18 protein-coding genes are annotated in these 18,364 nt (G+C 55.3%); 3 read left to right on the top strand and 15 right to left on the bottom strand.

Annotation, left to right across the window (positions count from 1 at the left end; all coding sequences use genetic code 11):
• Positions 1 to 24 precede the first annotated feature (24 nt).
• Positions 25 to 414, bottom strand: coding sequence for a YraN family protein (locus QMG90_RS18965; protein ID WP_283281236.1), 390 nt, complete (start codon positions 412 to 414; stop codon positions 25 to 27).
• Positions 372 to 2,492 carry a penicillin-binding protein activator gene (locus QMG90_RS18960; protein ID WP_283281235.1) on the bottom strand — a complete coding sequence of 707 codons (2,121 nt, stop codon included), beginning with the start codon at positions 2,490 to 2,492 and terminating at the stop codon, positions 372 to 374. The genes QMG90_RS18965 and QMG90_RS18960 overlap by 43 nt, the downstream gene beginning before the upstream one ends.
• Before the next feature lie 64 nt (positions 2,493 to 2,556).
• Between QMG90_RS18960 and rsmI the strand changes: the two genes are divergently transcribed.
• A complete protein-coding gene (rsmI, locus tag QMG90_RS18955; RefSeq protein WP_283281233.1) occupies positions 2,557 to 3,417 on the top strand; it encodes a 16S rRNA (cytidine(1402)-2'-O)-methyltransferase in 861 nt (286 codons plus the stop codon).
• Positions 3,418 to 3,519: 102 nt separating this feature from the next.
• Here the strand turns inward: rsmI and QMG90_RS18950 are convergent, their stop codons facing one another.
• The 12 genes from QMG90_RS18950 to kbaZ all read right to left on the bottom strand — a co-directional run bounded on the left by QMG90_RS18950 (position 3,520) and on the right by kbaZ (position 13,914).
• Positions 3,520 to 4,254, bottom strand: coding sequence for a galactosamine-6-phosphate isomerase (locus tag QMG90_RS18950; RefSeq protein WP_283281232.1), 735 nt, complete (start codon positions 4,252 to 4,254; stop codon positions 3,520 to 3,522).
• Positions 4,255 to 5,046 carry a PTS galactosamine transporter subunit IID gene (agaD, locus tag QMG90_RS18945; RefSeq protein WP_283281231.1) on the bottom strand — a complete coding sequence of 264 codons (792 nt, stop codon included), beginning with the start codon at positions 5,044 to 5,046 and terminating at the stop codon, positions 4,255 to 4,257.
• Positions 5,036 to 5,845: a PTS galactosamine transporter subunit IIC gene (agaC, locus tag QMG90_RS18940; RefSeq protein WP_283281229.1), complete on the bottom strand. Its 810-nt coding sequence runs from the start codon at positions 5,843 to 5,845 to the stop codon at positions 5,036 to 5,038. Before agaC ends, agaD begins: the two co-directional genes overlap by 11 nt.
• A gap of 52 nt (positions 5,846 to 5,897) precedes the next feature.
• Entirely contained in the window at positions 5,898 to 6,374 is a 477-nt protein-coding gene (gene agaB, locus QMG90_RS18935; RefSeq protein WP_283281228.1) for a PTS galactosamine transporter subunit IIB, read from the bottom strand.
• Between the two features lie 173 nt (positions 6,375 to 6,547).
• Entirely contained in the window at positions 6,548 to 7,426 is an 879-nt protein-coding gene (gene kbaY, locus QMG90_RS18930; RefSeq protein WP_283281226.1) for a tagatose-bisphosphate aldolase subunit KbaY, read from the bottom strand.
• A gap of 13 nt (positions 7,427 to 7,439) precedes the next feature.
• Positions 7,440 to 8,594, bottom strand: coding sequence for an SIS domain-containing protein (locus tag QMG90_RS18925; RefSeq protein WP_283281225.1), 1,155 nt, complete (start codon positions 8,592 to 8,594; stop codon positions 7,440 to 7,442).
• A 297-nt stretch (positions 8,595 to 8,891) separates the two neighbouring features.
• Entirely contained in the window at positions 8,892 to 10,025 is a 1,134-nt protein-coding gene (gene nagA / locus QMG90_RS18920; RefSeq protein ID WP_283281222.1) for an N-acetylglucosamine-6-phosphate deacetylase, read from the bottom strand.
• A complete protein-coding gene (gene agaF, locus QMG90_RS18915; RefSeq protein WP_283284007.1) occupies positions 10,022 to 10,456 on the bottom strand; it encodes a PTS galactosamine/N-acetylgalactosamine transporter subunit IIA in 435 nt (144 codons plus the stop codon). Before agaF ends, nagA begins: the two co-directional genes overlap by 4 nt.
• A 17-nt stretch (positions 10,457 to 10,473) precedes the next feature.
• The gene (gene agaE / locus QMG90_RS18910; protein WP_283281220.1) at positions 10,474 to 11,352 is read right to left on the bottom strand and encodes a PTS N-acetylgalactosamine transporter subunit IID; all 879 of its coding nucleotides are present in this window, start codon (positions 11,350 to 11,352) and stop codon (positions 10,474 to 10,476) included.
• Positions 11,342 to 12,121 carry a PTS N-acetylgalactosamine transporter subunit IIC gene (gene agaW / locus QMG90_RS18905; protein ID WP_283281218.1) on the bottom strand — a complete coding sequence of 260 codons (780 nt, stop codon included), beginning with the start codon at positions 12,119 to 12,121 and terminating at the stop codon, positions 11,342 to 11,344. The genes agaE and agaW overlap by 11 nt, the downstream gene beginning before the upstream one ends.
• 10 nt (positions 12,122 to 12,131) lie before the next feature.
• On the bottom strand, positions 12,132 to 12,605 hold the full coding sequence (gene agaV / locus QMG90_RS18900; protein WP_054178187.1) for a PTS N-acetylgalactosamine transporter subunit IIB: 474 nt from the start codon (positions 12,603 to 12,605) through the stop codon (positions 12,132 to 12,134).
• A 19-nt stretch (positions 12,606 to 12,624) separates the two neighbouring features.
• The gene (kbaZ, locus tag QMG90_RS18895) at positions 12,625 to 13,914 is read right to left on the bottom strand and encodes a tagatose-bisphosphate aldolase subunit KbaZ (RefSeq protein ID WP_283281216.1); all 1,290 of its coding nucleotides are present in this window, start codon (positions 13,912 to 13,914) and stop codon (positions 12,625 to 12,627) included.
• 250 nt (positions 13,915 to 14,164) lie between these two features.
• Here kbaZ and QMG90_RS18890 point away from each other — a divergent pair, with 250 nt between their 5' ends.
• Positions 14,165 to 14,974 carry a DeoR family transcriptional regulator gene (locus QMG90_RS18890; RefSeq protein ID WP_283281213.1) on the top strand — a complete coding sequence of 270 codons (810 nt, stop codon included), beginning with the start codon at positions 14,165 to 14,167 and terminating at the stop codon, positions 14,972 to 14,974.
• Positions 14,975 to 15,055: 81 nt separating this feature from the next.
• Here the strand turns inward: QMG90_RS18890 and garD are convergent, their stop codons facing one another.
• The gene (garD, locus tag QMG90_RS18885; protein ID WP_283281212.1) at positions 15,056 to 16,627 is read right to left on the bottom strand and encodes a galactarate dehydratase; all 1,572 of its coding nucleotides are present in this window, start codon (positions 16,625 to 16,627) and stop codon (positions 15,056 to 15,058) included.
• Between the two features lie 391 nt (positions 16,628 to 17,018).
• Here garD and QMG90_RS18880 point away from each other — a divergent pair, with 391 nt between their 5' ends.
• Positions 17,019 to 18,353 (top strand): MFS transporter, encoded by a 1,335-nt coding sequence (locus QMG90_RS18880; RefSeq protein ID WP_283281211.1) that lies wholly within the window; start codon positions 17,019 to 17,021, stop codon positions 18,351 to 18,353.
• The last annotated feature ends 11 nt before the right edge of the window (positions 18,354 to 18,364 follow it).

The following is an 18,364-nucleotide window of genomic DNA, read 5'->3' as shown; positions in this document are numbered from 1 at the left end:
TTCCCTTAACATTTCAAGCTGACGCTATTCGCCGAAGGCGTTTTTGAGCCATTCGATTTCGTTGCCCGTGAAGGCTACCACATCAAAACGGCAATCCACAGTATCAAAACTCCCATTGTGACGGGCGAGCCACAGGCGGGCCGTTTGCAGGAGTTTCTGTTGTTTGCTACGGGTCACGCTGGCGGCGGCTCCGCCATAGTGTGCGGATTGCCGGAAGCGAACCTCAATAAAAACGGTGACGCGCCCCTCTCGCATAATGAGGTCGATTTCACCGTTTCGTTCGCGTATGTTGGCGGCGATAAACCGCAATCCCTGATTTTCCAGCCAGCGACGCGCGCGAAGTTCCCACGCGTCGCCGATCTGTTTCCGGCTTAACTGGCTGGGACGACCTGTCCCTGCTGGTACTGGAGCCATGATAACTTCCTGTTAATCACGCAGTCAGAATCGGCGCTCAGATCGCCGGTATTGCCGTTCAGTTCAAAGCCCGGCATCTGGCGCATCTGTGAAAAATGGTTCGCCAGCGCCCAGGCATCGGCGCCCATCGCGTACAGGCGCGCCAGAGAGTAATCATTACGCACGGCGCCCAGCGCCTGCTGCATCAGCGCAGGGTTGCTGCCCGCCAGCATCGGAATTTCGCTGAACTGCAATCCTTCCATTTCGAGACGGAAATCCGGCCCGGCGACGCCACCGGCGCTGCGGGAGCTCGCGTACAGTGTGGTGCCCGTCTGACTGCCGTTGCGCATCGCGATCATCGGTTTGATATAGGCAATCTCTTCCGGCGTGGCGATGATATAGGCTGCATCGACTTTGCTGCCGCTGGTGATCTGTGCGTCGGTCGGCGGCGCCGGAATGTTCAGCCCGCCAATGATCACGCCCTGCTGTTGCGGCAGGCTGGAGGCCACCGGGCTGCCAGTCAGCGCGATGCCTGAACCGCCATTAATGCCCATTCTCAGTTCCGCAGCAGAACCAAAACGCTGCTGAAGAACGATACCGCCGCCCAGAGTCTGCCACTCTTCGGCAAAAGCGGTGGCGACGCGGTTGCCGAGATCACTGCGCGGAAGCAACAGCAGCGGAGACTGTTTGCCCTGCTCGTGAATATGACGTGCCGCATCGCGGGCTTCATCTTCCGGGGAGAGGGCGAAGTAGCAGATATTCGCCCGGTTCTCGACCTTTTCCGGCTGGTTCAGCGCCAGTACGTTCAGCGGTGTGTTGGTTTTGAGCAGCTCTTCAACGTTGTTTTTTAACAGCGGCCCGACGACCAGCGACGCACCATCCTGCTGCGCCTGCGCCAGCAGTTGATCCATCGGCTGCGCGGTGGTGTCGTAGATTTTCAGCACTGCGGACGGATTCGCCGGCGTGACAGCAACGGCCTGCGTCGGCTGTGCGCTATTTGGCGTTGCCGGTGCCGGCGTCTGTGCTGGTGCCTGTTCCTGCGGCTGAGCCTGATCGGCGGCGGGGGTCTGAACCGGTGCCTGAGGTTGCTGCGGGACTGGTGCCTGCGGTGGCTCCGTCGTCCCTTCGGCGGTCAGATCACTGACTTCGGCCTGCGCCGGGCTGATCACGCTCTGATTAGCATTGGCGACCTGAGCGACTTGCTCAGGCACTGCGCTACCGGCAACAGCACCAATGTTGCCGTTTTTCGCCGCTTCAAAACCCTGCTGGATAGTACGACCAAAGACGGCGGCCTGACCGTTCAGCGGCAGCATCAGCGCGATGGTGTTCACTGACGCCGGTTTGAAATTCTGCACATTCACCAGTTGCGTCGGCAGCATTTTCGCTCCGGGGTTTTGTGGATAGCGGGTCTGCCAGTCCTGGACGCCTGCTTTCATCATGTTGGGATCATTGCGGTTATCAAACCAGACACGTTGCAAATCCAGCCAGCCCTGCAGTACGTTTTCGTCGGCATTGATGACCAGCGCGTTCGCCTGATCCTGCGTCATGGAGGAGAGCGCCTGCCAGGTGGCATCGATATTTTTCTGTTTATCCTGCGCCGTCGCCAGCAGCGGCTCCTGCGCAATCAGCGCCCGCAGCAAGGTGAGTGACGGTCGCCCCTGCCGGGCGGTGATACTGTCCTGCCAGAATCGCGCCTGCTGCGCCTCTTCGAGACCAGACACGTCGATTTTCGCCAGCAGCGCCTGGGCACCTGTGAAATCTTTCTGCGCCAGTTTCAGCTCTACCGCCAGCAACGACTGCTCCTGGCGCTGGTCTGCATTCAGCTCTTGCGGCAACTGGCTGAACAATTCACTCGCCTGCTGGCTTTTACCCTCTTTGAGCAATGCACGAATGGCGAGTAATTGCCAGTTGGTCTTGCTATCATCAGCGCTTTGTTGCATCTGCTGCAGATAGTAACCAGAGTTAGCCTGCGCGGCGCCCTGAAGGTGAGCCGTGCTCTGGTCAGTAGGCTGGGTGCCACAGCCGGCGAAAAGTAACGCTGCCACAACAAGAGGCAGACAGCGTGCGGCTTTTGATCGAAGAAAAGTAGACGGTACCATACTGTATCCAGTGGTTATTTTTATACGCAATGCTCAATATTAAATCGGCTATACGGACGAAACAATGAAACAACACGATTCCGCAGATAATTCTCAAGGTCAGCTCTATATTGTTCCCACTCCGATCGGGAATCTGGCTGACATTACCCAGCGTGCGCTGACCGTGTTGCAGGATGTCGATCTTATCGCCGCCGAAGACACCCGTCATACGGGTTTACTGTTACAGCATTTTGCGATTAATGCCCGCTTATTTGCTCTTCATGACCATAACGAACAGCAAAAGTCGGAAACGCTGCTGGCAAAACTGCAGGAAGGGCAGAACATCGCGCTGGTGTCAGATGCCGGTACGCCGTTGATTAACGACCCGGGCTACCACCTGGTGCGCACCTGCCGGGAAGCCGGGATCCGCGTGGTGCCACTGCCGGGGCCGTGCGCAGCCATCGCCGCACTGAGTGCCGCCGGTCTGCCTTCGGACCGTTTCTGCTACGAAGGCTTTTTGCCCGCTAAATCCAAAGCGCGCCGTGACGCGCTGAAAGCGCTGGAAGAAGAGCCGCGCACACTGATTTTTTATGAATCGACCCATCGTCTGCTGGAGAGTCTGGAAGATGTCTGCGCGGTGCTTGGCGAATCCCGCTACGTGGTGCTGGCGCGCGAACTGACCAAAACCTGGGAATCTATCTACGGGGCGCCAGTCGGCGAACTGCTGGCGTGGGTGAAAGAAGATGAAAACCGCCGCAAGGGCGAAATGGTGCTGATTGTCGAAGGTCATAAGGCGCAGGAAGATGCACTGCCCGCCGACGCTTTGCGCACGCTGGCGCTGCTGCAGGCCGAACTACCGCTGAAAAAAGCGGCGGCGCTGGCGGCAGAAATCCACGGCGTGAAGAAAAACGCGCTGTACAAATACGCACTGGAGCAGCAAGGGTAATCACGTATTGAGTTTTGCCGGATGACGGCGATAACGCCTTATCCGGCCTACAAACAGCCATAGGAGTAGGCCTGATAAGCGAAGCGCCATCAGGCATTTCAGCTAATTTGTGCAGAAAGAAGGGAGCGATGATCTGTCGTACAGACAGGTGGTATCAGGATGCAACCACAGCAGCGAGGCGGGAAGCTCAGTGGTGACCTTTCCTTCGCAGAACGCGGTAAACGCGCGCTGTTTGCCGTCGCCCGCCACCAGAAACAGTATCTCTCTGGCGGCCAGAATATCCCGCAAACCCAGTGTGATGCCGTGTTCTATCGGTAAACCGGCGTGCTTAATCATGTCGTGCTGACGCGTCTGGCTATCAAGCCGGGCGATATGACACGACGGCTGCAAAAACGCGGCTGGTTCATTAAGGCCGAGATGACCGTTCTTCCCAAGACCTAACAGGCACAAATCCAGCCCACCGCGGTGCATAATCCTGTCGACGATGCGAACACACTCGCACTCATCCGCCGTTTCAGCATTGAAAGCAATGTACTGCTCGTCGGTGATAGCGAGCGGCTGAATGATGTGCTGTTGCAGGAAAGTCTCACAGGTGCCCGCAGCATTTGCGGGCAATCCAACCCATTCATCCAGTTTGACGAAGGTCAGCTGGCTGACATCCAGCCGCTGCGCCTTCACCGCCTGAACAAACAACTGATAGGTGAGCAAAGGCGTCGCCCCCGTCGCCAGACAGATAACCGCGTCAGGTTTGCGGCGAACAAGGGCAAGAAGCCTGGCGCAGGCCGCTTCACTCAGCGCACGGTAATCAGCAAACGAGGCGAAGGCGATCGCTTTCATTTACAGCACTCCCAACGCCGAACCCAGAATCGCGAGCACAAACGTCACAGCGATCAGCACGACAGGGTGCGCTTTTTTCACCCGCAGCAGATAGTACATCAGCAGCGTATAGCCCATCGGCAGCAGGTTAGGGAACACCTTGTCGAAGAAGTCTTGCTGCAGCGCAACGTTGTGGGTGGCGTCGATGGCGAAAGTGGTTACCACGTTAATGTGAACGTACGACGCGATAAGCCCGCCGATCACGGTGATACCGAGGATCGTCGCCGAACGGGCAATCATCTGCGAGTTTTCTCGCACCTTGTCGATGGCTTTGATCCCCACCGTATAGCCGACGTGCGTCCAGCCCACGCGCAGGAAGAAAATGGCGAGGTAGACCGCGAAGAACAGAATCGGCCCCAGCAGGTTGCCCTGGCTGGCGAAGGACGAACAAATACCCGCCATGATCGGCAGCAAGGTGAACCAGAAAATCGCATCGCCGATACCCGCGATTGGGCCAAAGAGGGCGACTTTTAACCCTTTGATAGTGTTACGATCTTCGCCTTTCTCCTCCATGGAAATCAGCAGGCCCATCAGGAAGCCCACCAGGTTTGGGTGGGTGTTAATAAACTCCAGGTTATCCTTCATCGCCGCGCTGAGCCCGGCTTTGTCGTTTTTGTAGATCTTTTTCAGCAGCGGCAGCATCGCCCAGGTGAAACCGCCTGCCTGCATGCGTTCGTAGTTAAAACTCGCCTGGAGCAATGAGGAGCGAAACCCTAAGCGAGTGATATCTTTTTTACTGATTTCAGATCCCATTGCTGTAGTCCTCTTCGTCATTTTTGGCGGCGGCAGGCAGAGCTTGCGCGCTTTCTTTAGCTTTTGCTTTCGCGTTGAAGTATTCATAAACCGCGAAGCCAGCCCCTAACACGGCAACAGGCAGCAGGTTGCTGACCTGGATGTAGCAAACAAACAGGAAACCGGCGATGAAGTAAGGAATGTACTGTGCTTTAAACATGACACGCAGCAACAGACCAAAACCGACGGCTGGCAGAATGCCGCCCGCAACTTCAAACCCGTGCGTCAGCCACGCTGGCATGGATTTCACCAGCGCCTGCATCGCGCCCTGAGCAAGATAGGTACAGAGGAAAGCAATAATGGAATAGGAACACGCCACAATCAGCGTGGTCGTCCAGTTCAGACGGGCAAAGGCGGCTGTATTGGCCTCTCTGGCGCATCTGTCGGCTTTGTTCATGAACAGCGAGAACGCCGAATAGAAGAACAGAATGATGTACTGCATTAACAGACTGAAGGGAAGGCCTAACCCGATCGCCGTTTTTGCATCGACGCCGGTAGACCAGGCAATGACGGTTGTCATTACCCCCGCCATAATCGGGTTAGGTGGCTGAACCCCGCCCGCAGGCGTTAACCCTGCGAAAGCCAGTTCGGTCAGACCACCAGTAATTAAGCCGATGTGAATATCACCCAGAATCGCACCCGTGAGGGTACAAACGATAATGGGGCGAAAAAGAAATAGTGCTTCCAGCCAAAAATCGATCCCTAGAACAAATACAAGAGCGGCAAGCGATATGCCTTGAATAAGCGTAATTTCATGCATTTTATTGCCTCGTCGTCATTATATTACCTGAAAATTTATCGAGACAGCGTTGTTAGTCAGGAATGCTCTCTTTGGCATCGCCAGGAACATCCTGAATAAACACATTTACCCCATTGCTTTTAATAAAGCGCAGGTCATTCAGATCGCTTTCGTCGACATAGACTTTGCTGCTAATCTGTTTTTTACCTTCCGAAAAGTGCATATTCCCCACGTTCACATCTTTTAGCGGTACCCCCCCTTCCAGCAGTTTTCTGACCGTAGAAGGTGTACGGCAAATAAGGAAAATCTTCTGATGTGGCGCGGCCTTAGCGATGATGTTGATTGTTTTTTCAATGCTGAAGAAGCGAATGCCGAAGCCATAGTTTTCGGCAGTAAAGCTCATTAACTTCTGCTGCATTTCATCTTTCGCAACGTCATCATCAACAACCACAACCAGATTTGCGCCGATGGCAGTTGTCCAGGTCACACCCACCTGACCATGAACCAGACGATTATCAATGCGTGTTAATAAAATATTTGGACTGCTCATATCATGAATTCCTGTAATATCGTGAATATCGTTTATGCCCATCCTCTATAAGCGTTTTGAAAACATCGTCCTGATTCATTCCCCCGCTAATAACAGATAGCCTCTGTTATTTTTTACATTGATTGCATCAGGGTGTCTGATGCAATCAAATTCTGTGATAGTGATATATTTTTTTATGATGTTGTGACGCTGTCCGCGGTCAGCTTATTCATAGAGCCACAAACATTAATTTTGTTTCTTACCACCTCTTTCATGGCTTCCATTCCGACACGCATGTAATAACGCGGATCGTTTCCGTCCGGGTTGTCGGCGAACCATTTTTTCACCGCGGCGGCAAAAGCAATTTTCAGTTCGGTGGCGACGTTGACTTTGCAGACGCCCAACTCAATGGCGCGGCGAACGAATTCGTCCGGCACATCGCTTGCACCATGAAGCACCAGCGGTATATCAACCACCGCGCGGATTTTTTCCAGTCGCGCGAAGTCAATCTTCGGCCGTTTGGTGTATAAACCGTGCGCGGTACCGATAGCAACGGCCAGACTGTCAACACCGGTCTCTGCGACAAAGCGACGGGCATCCTGCGGGTCGGTGAGGAACGCGCTCTCTTCATCCACGTCCATATCATCTTCCACGCCGCCAAGACGGCCCAGTTCCGCTTCCACGCTGCAGTCGTGACGATGGCAAAAATCCACCACCGATTTTACCAGTTTCACGTTTTCATCAAACGGGAAGTGGCTGCCGTCGATCATGGCGCTGCGCACGCCCGCGTTCACTTTGTTGCGAATATCCGCCAGCGATTCGTGGTGATCGAGATGCAGCGCCAGCGGCATATCGTAGCTCGCGGAGTAGGCTTCACATAGCGCGAAAATCTCTTCGAAGGCGATGTGTTTGAAGGTGCCCGGTGTCCCGGCGAGGATCACCGGTGAGCGCATCTCATAGCAGACTTCAAGGATCGCCTGAATGGTTTCGGCGTTATGGATGTTGAAAGCAGGGACGGCATAACCCTTCGCCTGCGCATCCTGAAGAAGATACTTCGTTGAAATAATACCCATTTTTTCAATCTCCTCAGGCAAGCCACGGATGAATAATAACGCCCTGAACCACACGGTTCACCGTTCCGCTGGCGGAAGGGGTATCAGGCGTGTTGCCGATCCTGATGGATTCCGTCAGGGCAAAGACCTGCGCGTACATCAGGAAACAGAAAACCTGTTCAACATCGATAAAGGCGCGGGCAGGCGGCAGCGTAATGTGCGGGCCGCTCTTAATGACGTCATCAACGTCAGCCGCGATCGCCACCACGTGCATCGCCTGACCGTCGCGGCGCAATTCGGCCAACAGGTCGAGGTCATACTGGCGGGTGTACGGATGGCTTGAAACCAGCACGATCACCAGCGTTTCTTTGTCGACCAGCGACTTCGGCCCGTGACGGAAACCGGTTGGCGAGTCATAGAACGCTGCCAGTTGACCGGCGGTTAGTTCCAGCACTTTCAGCGCAGATTCCCGTGCCACGCCCTGCAGACCGCCGCTACCGAGATACACGATGCGTTTCCACGGCTGGTGACCAAACACGCCGTGGCTGAAATCGCCCAGCGAGTCGAGGATCGCCTGGCTACGGTCAGCAACGTCTTTGAAGGTGTGGCTGTTGATGACTTCCGGCGCGAACACCGCCAGGCAACTGGCCATCATGGTGGTGATGCTGCTGGTCATCGCGAAACCGCGATCATGCGTTTCGGCTGGCATCAGCAGGGCAAAGGCGTTATCGCTGTGCTGCGCGTTCTGGTACAGGCTGCCTGCGTCGTTACAGGTGATCATCAGATGGTAGCTTTCCGGCACGAACTGATTCGCCAGATCCACCGCCGCCACGCTTTCCGGGCTGTTCCCTGAACGAGCGAACGACACCAGCAGCAGCGGCTTGTCGGCTTTGAAATAATCCATAGGGTTGGTGACCAGATCGGTCGTCGGAACGGAGCAGAAATTTTTCCCGGTGTGGCGCGAAAGCCACGGCGTAATAATATCGCCAATAAATGCCGACGTTCCCGCGCCGGTGAGGACAATTTGCAGATCCTCTTTGCGCAGCAGAGGCGCCAGGAAGTTGTCGATCGCCCGGCGAATACTGTCGATATGGGCGAGCGAACGGATCCAGGTCACAGGCTGCTGGCGGATCTCTTTTTCAGTCCAGGTTCCGGTGTGGGTGAGAGAAGGCGTGTTGGTATCAGGCATAACTCAATCCTTAGTCGTGTGAAAGCGAAATACGAATCGGCACCTGCCATTTACTTTCGTTTCGTTTCACTTAATTGCAGAATCTACTAATTGAAATCTACAAAAAAGAAAACGAAAGTTCAATGTGCGAAAAGAAAATAAAACGAAAAATGTGATCGCAAAGGGAACTATGTAATCTTTCGTTTTGATAAATAAACAATTTTATTTTGTTAAAGACGGATCTTTTTTCAGAAGAGGAAAGGAAAAAAAAGCCCGCAATGGAGACGTTGCAGGCTAAAGTGACACACACTGAAAGGGCTATAGGGGAATAGCCAGGCCTTGAACCCAGGTTTGTTGCAAATGCAGTGCGCTATCAAGCGCGATCAGGCTGGCGCGCTTGCCGGGACGGATTGATCCCAGTTGGTCGTCAACCCCAAGGAGTTTTGCCGGGTGCAGCGAGGCCATGGCGATCGCCTCTTCCGGGCTGACACCCACCTGCTGCACCATATTTCGAACGGCGACATCAAGCGACAGCGTACTTCCCGCCAGCCCACCCGAGGCGGTTCGCACGACGCCGTCGCGCATTTCCACGGCGTAGCCACAAATGTCATAATGCCCGTCCGGCATGCCCGCCGCCCGCATGGCGTCGGTGATGAGCACGATCCGCTCTCCGGCGCAGTGGGCGCAAAGCTGCATCGCCGCAGGATGGACATGATGACCATCAGCGATAAGCTCAAGCCTGGCGCGGTTGTCGGTCAGCCCGGCGCCGACCATGCCCGGCTCGCGGTGATGTAACCCCGTCATGCCGTTAAAACAGTGCACCAGCCCATCGGCACCGGCGTCAAACGCGGCGACGGTCTGCGCCCATGTTGCGGCGCTGTGTCCGAGCATGACCCGCACGCTGCGCTGTTTCAGGTGTTTGATGGCCGGTAGCGCGCCCGGTTTTTCCGGCGCCAGCGCTACCACGCGCAGGGAGCCTTGCGCAAGCGCGATGAGCGCATCCAGCTCGGCGATATCCAGTTCGCGAAACCATTCCGGCGGATGAGCGCCTTTATTCTGTGGCGTGAAGTAGGGGCCTTCGAGATAGCTGCCGAGGATCTGCGCGCCCGGTCCGCCACGCTGGCGGCGTTCCGCAATGCGTTTCAGAGCCGCATGAATGGTGTCCAGCGGCGCGGTGACGGTGGTGGGGCACCAGGCACCCACCCCTTCACGCGCTTTATGCATCGCCAGCGTATCCAGCGTCTGCGGGGCGTCATCCATGACATCAACGCCGGCACCGCCATGGACGTGAATATCGATATACGCCGGGCAGAGCAGCTCGGCGTCACGCACGGTGACGCCAGCCGGGATCGGCTCAATCGCGATGATTGCGCCGTCCTCGATGCGGAGTTGATGATCGTCAAGCCAACCCTGTTCGCTCAGCAGCCGTCTGGCGCGTAGCACAAGGCTCATATGCCTCCCTCGTCAGGCGTTTCTTCACGGCTGCGGCTCAGTTCATCGGCCAGGCTGGTGAGGCCGCGATGGCCACTTTCCAGCGCGCCGATGCGAAATTCTTCGCCGCTCAGCCCGTCGCGTTCCAGCGCCATTTCCAGCAGCAATTGCAGGTTGGTCCCGGTGATCACTTCGCAACCCGGTCTTTGCATCGCCAGGGTTGATGCGACACGAAAAGGGGTGCCGCCAAGCAGATCGGTCAGGAATACGATCTGCTCATTCGGATCGAGATCGCCCATTGCGACTTCCAGTTGCGACGTCAGCAACGCCGTGCTGGAGGTTTCCGGAAAATCAACGGCGATGAATTGCGGCTGACTGCCGAGGATCTGCTTCATGGCCTTTTCCAGACCGCTGGCAAACCCACCGTGACCGCAAAGAATAATGCCTATCATCATGACTCCTTTATCACTTACAGGAAGTGGGCAAACTTACCGACAATACCCAGTATGACGGTGATAACAATAAGACGCAGCGGGCTCCACCCACGACGCACCAGCGCGTACATGGTCAGCGTGTAAACCAGCGGCAGGAAAGCAGGCATCAGCTTGTCAATAACGTCAGCCTGCAACTTAACAACGGCATCACCAGCAGTAATTTCCAGCGTGGTGTTCAGCCGCACGTAGGTGGCGACCAGCGCGCCAATTACCGTCATCCCGACGATAGAAGCCGCATGCCCCACTTTTTTGGTGTTGGCTTTGATCAAAGGGATCGCCGCGACGCCCATACGATAAGAGTAATGCGCAAGGCCGAAACGCAGGCCCAGATGCACCACGTTGAACAACAGCAGGAAGACTATCGCGCCGAGAATCGATCCCTGCAACGCCAGACTGGCGCCGATACCACCGCAAATCGGCAGCAGCGTCAGCCAGAACATGGCGTCGCCAATCCCGCCCAGCGGCGCGCCGACAGCAATTTTGGTGTTCTGAATACTGTTCACATCCTGCTTGGAACGTTCCATCGCCAGGATGATGCCGATAACGAACGTGACGAGGAACGGGTGGGTGTTAAAGAACCCCATGTGGCCTTTCATCGCCCGGGCGAGATCGCGCTTGTTGGTATGGATTTTCTTCAGCGCGGGCAGCAGACCGTACAGCCAGCCGGACGCCTGCATACGTTCATAGTTGAAAGAGGCCTGAAGCAGCATCGAACGCCATGCCACCCGGTTAATATCTTTCTTCGTCAGTTCCTCACCAATGGACTGATCTTCGTAGATATTTTCGTTTACGCCAGACAGCAGCGTCTCTTCCTGCGCCGGAGCGCCCGGCAGGGTGGTTTGATTAGATGCCATCTTCAAATTCCTCTTTCTGTGGCTGAGACACTTTAGGTTCCGGGTCTTTGCGCAGAAGATCGATCAGCGCCATCGCCAGTGCCGCGGCAGCAATCGCCAGTACCGGCAGTTTCAGCCAGGCGGCGGCAACAAAACCGACGATAAAGTACGGAATGTAGACATTCTTCATCATGATTTTCAGCAGCACGGCAAAACCGATAGCCGGCATGATGCCCCCGGCGACGCCGAGGCCGTCGATCAGACGCTGCGGCAGCACATCAATCGCGCTTTTGGCGTGTTCCGCGCCAAAGTAGATGGGCAGGAACGCACAGAGAAAATAGAAGATACCGAGCGCCAGCAGCGCCAGATAGTTAACCCGTTCGATGCCGCGGGTGTCCGCATTGGCGGCCATGCGGTCGCAGCGTGACATCACACCGGACATCACCGAGAACAGGAAGGTGATCCCCATCTGCACGGCAACGGCGAACGGTACGGCGACACCGACCGCAACCTCAGGTTTTACGCCTGTGGTGATGGCAAAAGTGGTGCCGACGATAGTACCGATAATGACGTTAGGCGGTTGCGCCCCGGCCAGCGGCGCAAGACCCATCCACACCAGTTCCAGCGTACCGCCTGTCAAAATACCGGTATGCAGATCGCCCAGGATCAGACCCACCAGCGGACCTAACACCACCGGACGGTGCATATGTGTCAGGCCGTTGAACATGTCCAGTCCAGCGATAAAGGCGAGTATGCCCAAAGAAAAAGCCTGTAACAGACTGATTTCCATCGCGTATCCCTCAGAGAAGTTTAAAAATATCAACCGCGGGTTCTGTTGGGACGCCCTGCACGAAGCACTCCACACCGGCGGTTTTCAGGCCGTTCAGCGCGGCGATGTCCGTGGCGTCGACAGACACCGTTTTCGCAATTTGTTGCTTGCCATTGGCGTAATGCATGTTGCCGACGTTGATCCGTGTGATCGGCACGCCACCCTTCACCAGCGTGAGGAAATCCGCCGGTGACTTGCAGACCAACAGGATCTTCTGGCGATCGGCTGCGCGGTGAATGTTGTCGATCACTTTTTGCAGCGTCCAGAAACGAACGGCGATCCCTTCGGCCAGCACCATCTCCATCAGGTTTTGCTGTACGGGATCTTCCGCGACCTCGTCGTTGGCCACTAACACCAGGTTTGCGCCAGCAAATCCAACCCATTGCACGCCCACCTGACCGTGAATCAAACGTTCATCGATACGGCTTAACACGATGTTTGGCATTGCATTTCCCTCTTCTTTGTTATGCGTTATGACGGCTCTGACAGGCGTCGTGGTACTGGCGCAGGATGTCCTGAATGTGATCGATAATGAGTTCCCGTGGTGTGGCCTTTAGCGTGCCTTCGCGCACTTTGGCGTACTGCAAAGGCAGGTACTGGCTTATCAGCGGCAGCGGAATAGGATCATCGGCCAGGTTGCGCACCAGGCTATCAAAGGCGCTATCAATGTGTTTGTCCGGCCAGTAGTAACGAACGCGGTCGGAATAGCTATAACCCCGTGCCAGACGCCGGGCGTTACCATCGCCGTGGTAGTGGCTTTGCCAGTATTCGGGGCGGTCGAGCATTACGTTTTCCAGCACATGGCGCAAACCGGAGCAGGCTTTCGCCGGTAACAACTCTTCTTCGACGGCGGCCAGTGAGAACAGCGCTTCACGTAGTGCGAAGGTCAATGCCGGGCCGACTTTCAGAATGGCGAAGTGATCCACCACCAACTGGCGCAGCGCGTGTGGCGTCTGGTAATCCGTAGAATGCGCTTCGTAGATCAGCGTGTCGTACGCTTCGACCATTTTGCTTAGCGCGACGGCTTTCTGCGGCTGGTAATCAATGACGTTGGTATGGTCAAATTCGACGCCCGGTTGCACCACCAGCGCGATGATGCGCGGCCAGATGTCACTCAGCCCCAGCGCTGCGAAGGCATCCTGATGCGCCTGTAACGTATCCTGGGCGGCTTTCGGCGTGGTCACCGCCAGTTCGGTCAGCGCTTCATGAGCGCCGCCAGGGACCGGGACTTCAGTGCCGATGACATACACCAGGTCGGATTCGCCAAAATGTTCGCGACAGGTTTCTTCGGCGATTTTCGCCAGTCGGGCCGCGCGCGCGGCAACGATTGCATCGGTTAACGGAACCGGGTCGTCGGCGCAGGACATGCTGCAGTCGAGGTGGATTTTCTTGAAGCCCGCGGCGACGTAGCTTTTAATCAGATCGTCCGCGTGGGCCATCGCCTCCGCGGAGGGCAATTTTTGCCAGCGGTTTGGTCCGAGATGGTCGCCGCCAAGGATCAGCATGGACGGGGGAAAACTGAGCTGATCAGCCAGTCGGCAGACAAAACCGCGAAAATCGGCGGGCGTCATGCCGGTATAACCGCCATACTGATCAACCTGATTTGAGGTGGCTTCAATCAGTAGCGGCGTCTGGTGTTGTTGAGCGAAGCGTAATGCGGATTCAAGCACTAAAGGATGTGCGGAACAAACGGCATAGATGCCATTGGCGTTCCCGCGTTTGTGCTGTTCCACCATGTCGGTTAGATGTTTCACTTTCCTCTCCATTTAGGATGGGTTCGGCATTTGTCTTTCGTTTTGTTTCATTTAATACTGCGTCAGAGGTTCAAAAAAATAAAACGAAAGATACTGATTTTCCGATCTGTTTCACAAAAGAAACATAATGAAAGCTTTCAGCTTAGCGCGAACCACTCTGAAACCGCATTTCAGGGCTTGCATTCCTTCAAAAGAAAGGAGTTAATAGGCAAAACGAAATGAAACGAAAGATACAACCCAAGGATCATCTATGAGCAGCACCGATTCTTCCGCAGATAAGCGAATCACCGGGACCAGTGAAAGGCGGGAACAGATCATCCAGCGATTGCGCCAGCAAGGAAGCGTTCAGGTGAACGATCTTTCTGCGCTGTTCGGCGTTTCAACGGTGACGATCCGTAACGATCTGGCGTTTCTTGAAAGACAAGGTATTGCGGTTCGCGCGTACGGCGGCGCGCTGATTTGCGACAGCACCACGTCGGGGATTGAGCCTTCCGTTGAGGATAAAAGCTCGCTGAACACCGCGCTCAAGCGCCGCATTGCCAGCGCCGCGGCGGAGCTGATCCTGCCGGGCCACCGGGTGATCCTCGACTCCGGGACCACCACGTATGAACTTGCCCGCATCATGCGCCATCATCAGAACGTGATCGCCATGACCAACGGCATGAACGTTGGTACCGCGTTACTGGAGGCGGAAGGGGTGGAACTGCTCATGACCGGCGGGCACCTGCGCCGACAGTCGCTTTCGTTTTATGGCGACCAGGCGGAGCAGTCGCTGCTGAATTATCACTTCGACATGCTGTTTCTTGGCGTAGACGCCATTGATATTGAGCGCGGCGTAAGCACGCATAATGAAGACGAAGCGCGACTCAACCGCCGCATGTGCGAAGTGGCCGACCGCATTATCGTGATCACTGACTCCAGCAAATTCAACCGCTCCAGCCTGCATAAGATCATCGATACGCAGCGCATTGATATGGTGATTACCGACGATGGCGTTCCGGAAGAAAGTTTAAAAGAGTTGCAGCGGGTCGGAATAGAAGTAGTGCTGGTACGGGAATAAATGCGCAACGCCCGGCAAAGGGGTTGCCGGGTCTCATCTCCTGTAGGCCGGGTAAGCGTAGCGCCACCCGGCAAAGCATCATCAGGTCACTGGCGCCGGGTTAAACACCGCCAGCTGGTTGTGCAGGCCCCATTGATCCGAGAAGGTTTTCTTGCGGCCGCTCGCCACGTCCAGAATGAAGTGGAACAACTTCCAGCCCACATCCTCAATGGTTTCTTCGCCGGTGGCGATAGTCCCCGCATTGATATCCATCAGATCATACCAGCGGTTTGCCAGTTCGGTGCGTGTCGCCATTTTAATGACCGGAACCGCCATCAGGCCGTATGGCGTGCCGCGACCGGTGGTAAACACCTGAACGGTGATCCCTGACGCCACCTGCTGGGTGCCGCAGACGAAATCGCTGGCAGGCGTAGCGGCATAAATCAGCCCGCGTTTTGTCGGGCGCTGTCCGGGGGAGAGCACCTCGACGATGGCGCTTTGGCCGGATTTCGCGATCGAGCCCAGTGCTTTCTCAACAACGTTGGCCAGACCACCTTTTTTGTTGCCGGGTGAGGGATTCGCGCTGCGGTCGGTTTGCCCCATATCGAGATAATTATCGTACCAGGCCATCTCTTCAAGCAGCCGTTTGCCGACCTCTTCGTTAACGGCGCGCGGCGTCAGCAGATGGATAGCATCGCGCACTTCGGTCACTTCCGAGAACATCACTGTGGCGCCGCAGCGAACCAGCAGATCGGAGGCATAACCCACCGCCGGGTTGGCGGTAACGCCGGAAAACGCGTCACTGCCGCCGCACTGCATACCCACTACCAGTTCAGAAGCCGGGCAGGTCTCGCGCTGGCGCTGATTCAGTTTCGCCAGATGCCGCTCCGCCACCTGTAAAATGTCGACGACCATTGAGCGGAAGCCGACGTGTTGTTCATCCTGCAAACGCACAATGCTGGCTTCCTCAACCGGAATCGCCTGCACGTCTTCTGTGCCCTGCAACAAACGCTCCGGCTGCAGTTTTTCGCAGCCCAGGCCAATCACCATCACCTCGCCGCCAAAATTGGGGTTAAGGGCAATATTATGGATGGTGCGAATAGGCACGACCGCCGCCGGTGCGTTGATGGCAACACCGCAGCCGTACAGATGATTCAGCCCGACAACGCCATCTACGTTCGGATATTTCGGCAGCAGATCACGCTCGATAAGCTTCACCACGTAATCGACGACGCCCGCCACGCAATGCACGCTGGTGGTGATGCCGAGCAGGTTTTTGGTGCCCACGCTACCATCGGCATTGCGATAGCCTTCAAACGTGAAACCCTCCAGCGGCGGCAGCGGTTCAGGCACGCGGGTTGCCAGCGGCAAGGTATTCAGCGGCGGCGCTTTGGGCAGCTCGACCAGCGATTCGTCAATCCAGCTACCTTTGGCGATGGGGCGAACTGCATAGCCAATCACTTCGCCATAACGAATGATTTCACCGTGCTGCGGAATATCGACAAGAGCGACTTTATGGCCTTGCGGAATATGTTCAATCAGTTCCAGCCCATCGGAAAATCGGGTGCCTGCTTTCAGGCCATTATCATTGACAATAATTGCCACATTATCGGTGTCATGCACTTTTATATAAAACGCTGTGGGTGGCGTTTGTCGAATTTCAATATCAGCCATTGTCCAGTATTCTCCAGCGAAGCGGTAGATAATATAATGTCTAAAAATAACGGCTCGGTATTTTTAAAATAAGAATGTCAGGAGTTGAGAGGTAATATTGTGATCGAGATCACTCATTATCGCGACGCTATACCCCGCAAGGCGAGCAATCATCGGATCTGTGGAATAGCGCCCATGGGTGTGTGCAGTTGCCAGAAAAGCCGTTTATAAAATACAAGTTTCTTGTGGGCATGCACAATGCGTTACTCCCGGACGCTGATTATACTGAATCACGATTTAATGGTTTTTGTTCTACACGTAGATATTACCTGCTATCGATAAATAATCTGCAAAGCCGCACCCTGGGAATAAAAAATAATAGAAAGGGTGTGTTGTACCCGAGGATAAATAAATGATGCTGGATACTGAAGTAGACACTAAAAAAGGCATGCATACCCGCTATTTAATATTGCTGATTATCTTTATTGTGACAGCAGTTAACTATGCCGATCGCGCCACCCTGTCTATTGCTGGTACGGATGTGGCGAAAGAATTACAACTGAGCGCGGTGTCAATGGGATACATCTTCTCCGCGTTTGGCTGGGCATATCTGTTGATGCAGATCCCCGGCGGCTGGCTGCTCGATAAGTTTGGCTCGAAAAAGGTATACACCTGGAGCCTCTTTTTCTGGTCGCTGTTTACCTTCCTGCAGGGTTTCGTCGACATGTTCCCGATGGCATGGGCCGCCGTTTCTATGTTCTGCATGCGCTTTATGCTCGGCTTCTCCGAAGCGCCGTCGTTCCCCGCTAACGCCCGTATTGTTGCCGCCTGGTTCCCGACCAAAGAGCGCGGCACCGCGTCGGCTATCTTTAACTCAGCGCAGTATTTCTCACTCGCCATTTTCTCGCCGTTGTTGGGCTGGCTGACTTTCGCGTGGGGCTGGGAACATGTCTTTACCGTCATGGGCGTCATCGGCTTTGTACTGACCGCAGTGTGGATCAAGTTCATTCATAACCCAACCGAACATCCGCGGATGTCGGAAAAAGAGCTGAAGTTCATTTCTGAAGGCGGCGCGGTGGTCGATATGGACCACAAAAAACCGGGTGTGAGCGCGGCAAAAGGACCGAAACTGGATTACATCCGCCAGTTGCTGAGCAACCGCATGATGCTGGGCGTGTTCTTCGGCCAGTATTTTATCAACACCATTACCTGGTTCTTCCTCACCTGGTTTCCGATTTACCTGGTGCAGGAGAAGGGAATGTCGATTTTAAAAGTGGGTTTTGTCGCCTCGATTCCCGCGCTGTGTGGTTTCGCCGGTGGCGTACTGGGCGGCGTGTTCTCGGATTATCTGTTGAAACGCGGCGCTTCCCTGACGCTGGCCCGTAAGTTGCCGATTGTGCTGGGAATGCTGTTAGCATCAACGATCATTCTGTGTAACTACACCGATAATACCACGCTGGTGGTGACCCTGATGGCGCTGGCATTCTTCGGTAAAGGCTTTGGCGCGCTGGGCTGGCCGGTGATTTCCGATACTGCGCCGAAAGAGATTGTTGGCCTGTGCGGCGGTGTGTTCAACGTATTTGGTAACGTCGCTTCCATCGTTACGCCGCTGGTGATTGGCTATCTGGTCAGTGAACTGCACTCGTTCAACATGGCGCTGGTCTTCGTCGGCTGTTCTGCCCTGATGGCGATGGTCTGCTACCTGTTCGTGGTGGGCGACATTAAACGTATGGAATTGCAGGAATAAGCAAAAGGTAC

Origin of the sequence: Trabulsiella odontotermitis (genome assembly GCF_030053895.1) — a bacterium.
Lineage (GTDB): Bacteria > Pseudomonadota > Gammaproteobacteria > Enterobacterales > Enterobacteriaceae > Trabulsiella > Trabulsiella odontotermitis_C.
The sequence above is the reverse complement of the archived record's forward strand: the minus strand, read 5'-3'. Positions and strand labels throughout refer to the sequence as shown.

Bases quoted from the DNA above. Each gene is read 5' to 3' on its own strand.
- QMG90_RS18925 (WP_283281225.1), bottom strand. From the start codon at position 8,594: ATGCCTGATACCAACACGCCTTCTCTCACCCACACCGGAACCTGGACT.
- agaW (WP_283281218.1), bottom strand. From the start codon at position 12,121: ATGGAAATCAGTCTGTTACAGGCTTTTTCTTTGGGCATACTCGCCTTT.
- agaE (WP_283281220.1), bottom strand. From the start codon at position 11,352: ATGGCATCTAATCAAACCACCCTGCCGGGCGCTCCGGCGCAGGAAGAG.
- rsmI (WP_283281233.1), top strand. From the start codon at position 2,557: ATGAAACAACACGATTCCGCAGATAATTCTCAAGGTCAGCTCTATATT.
- QMG90_RS18950 (WP_283281232.1), bottom strand. From the start codon at position 4,254: ATGAAAGCGATCGCCTTCGCCTCGTTTGCTGATTACCGTGCGCTGAGT.
- QMG90_RS18880 (WP_283281211.1), top strand. From the start codon at position 17,019: ATGATGCTGGATACTGAAGTAGACACTAAAAAAGGCATGCATACCCGC.
- QMG90_RS18890 (WP_283281213.1), top strand. From the start codon at position 14,165: ATGAGCAGCACCGATTCTTCCGCAGATAAGCGAATCACCGGGACCAGT.
- garD (WP_283281212.1), bottom strand. From the start codon at position 16,627: ATGGCTGATATTGAAATTCGACAAACGCCACCCACAGCGTTTTATATA.
- QMG90_RS18960 (WP_283281235.1), bottom strand. From the start codon at position 2,492: ATGGTACCGTCTACTTTTCTTCGATCAAAAGCCGCACGCTGTCTGCCT.
- agaV (WP_054178187.1), bottom strand. From the start codon at position 12,605: ATGCCAAACATCGTGTTAAGCCGTATCGATGAACGTTTGATTCACGGT.
- agaC (WP_283281229.1), bottom strand. From the start codon at position 5,845: ATGCATGAAATTACGCTTATTCAAGGCATATCGCTTGCCGCTCTTGTA.
- nagA (WP_283281222.1), bottom strand. From the start codon at position 10,025: ATGAGCCTTGTGCTACGCGCCAGACGGCTGCTGAGCGAACAGGGTTGG.
- agaF (WP_283284007.1), bottom strand. From the start codon at position 10,456: ATGATAGGCATTATTCTTTGCGGTCACGGTGGGTTTGCCAGCGGTCTG.
- agaD (WP_283281231.1), bottom strand. From the start codon at position 5,046: ATGGGATCTGAAATCAGTAAAAAAGATATCACTCGCTTAGGGTTTCGC.
- agaB (WP_283281228.1), bottom strand. From the start codon at position 6,374: ATGAGCAGTCCAAATATTTTATTAACACGCATTGATAATCGTCTGGTT.
- QMG90_RS18965 (WP_283281236.1), bottom strand. From the start codon at position 414: ATGGCTCCAGTACCAGCAGGGACAGGTCGTCCCAGCCAGTTAAGCCGG.
- kbaY (WP_283281226.1), bottom strand. From the start codon at position 7,426: ATGGGTATTATTTCAACGAAGTATCTTCTTCAGGATGCGCAGGCGAAG.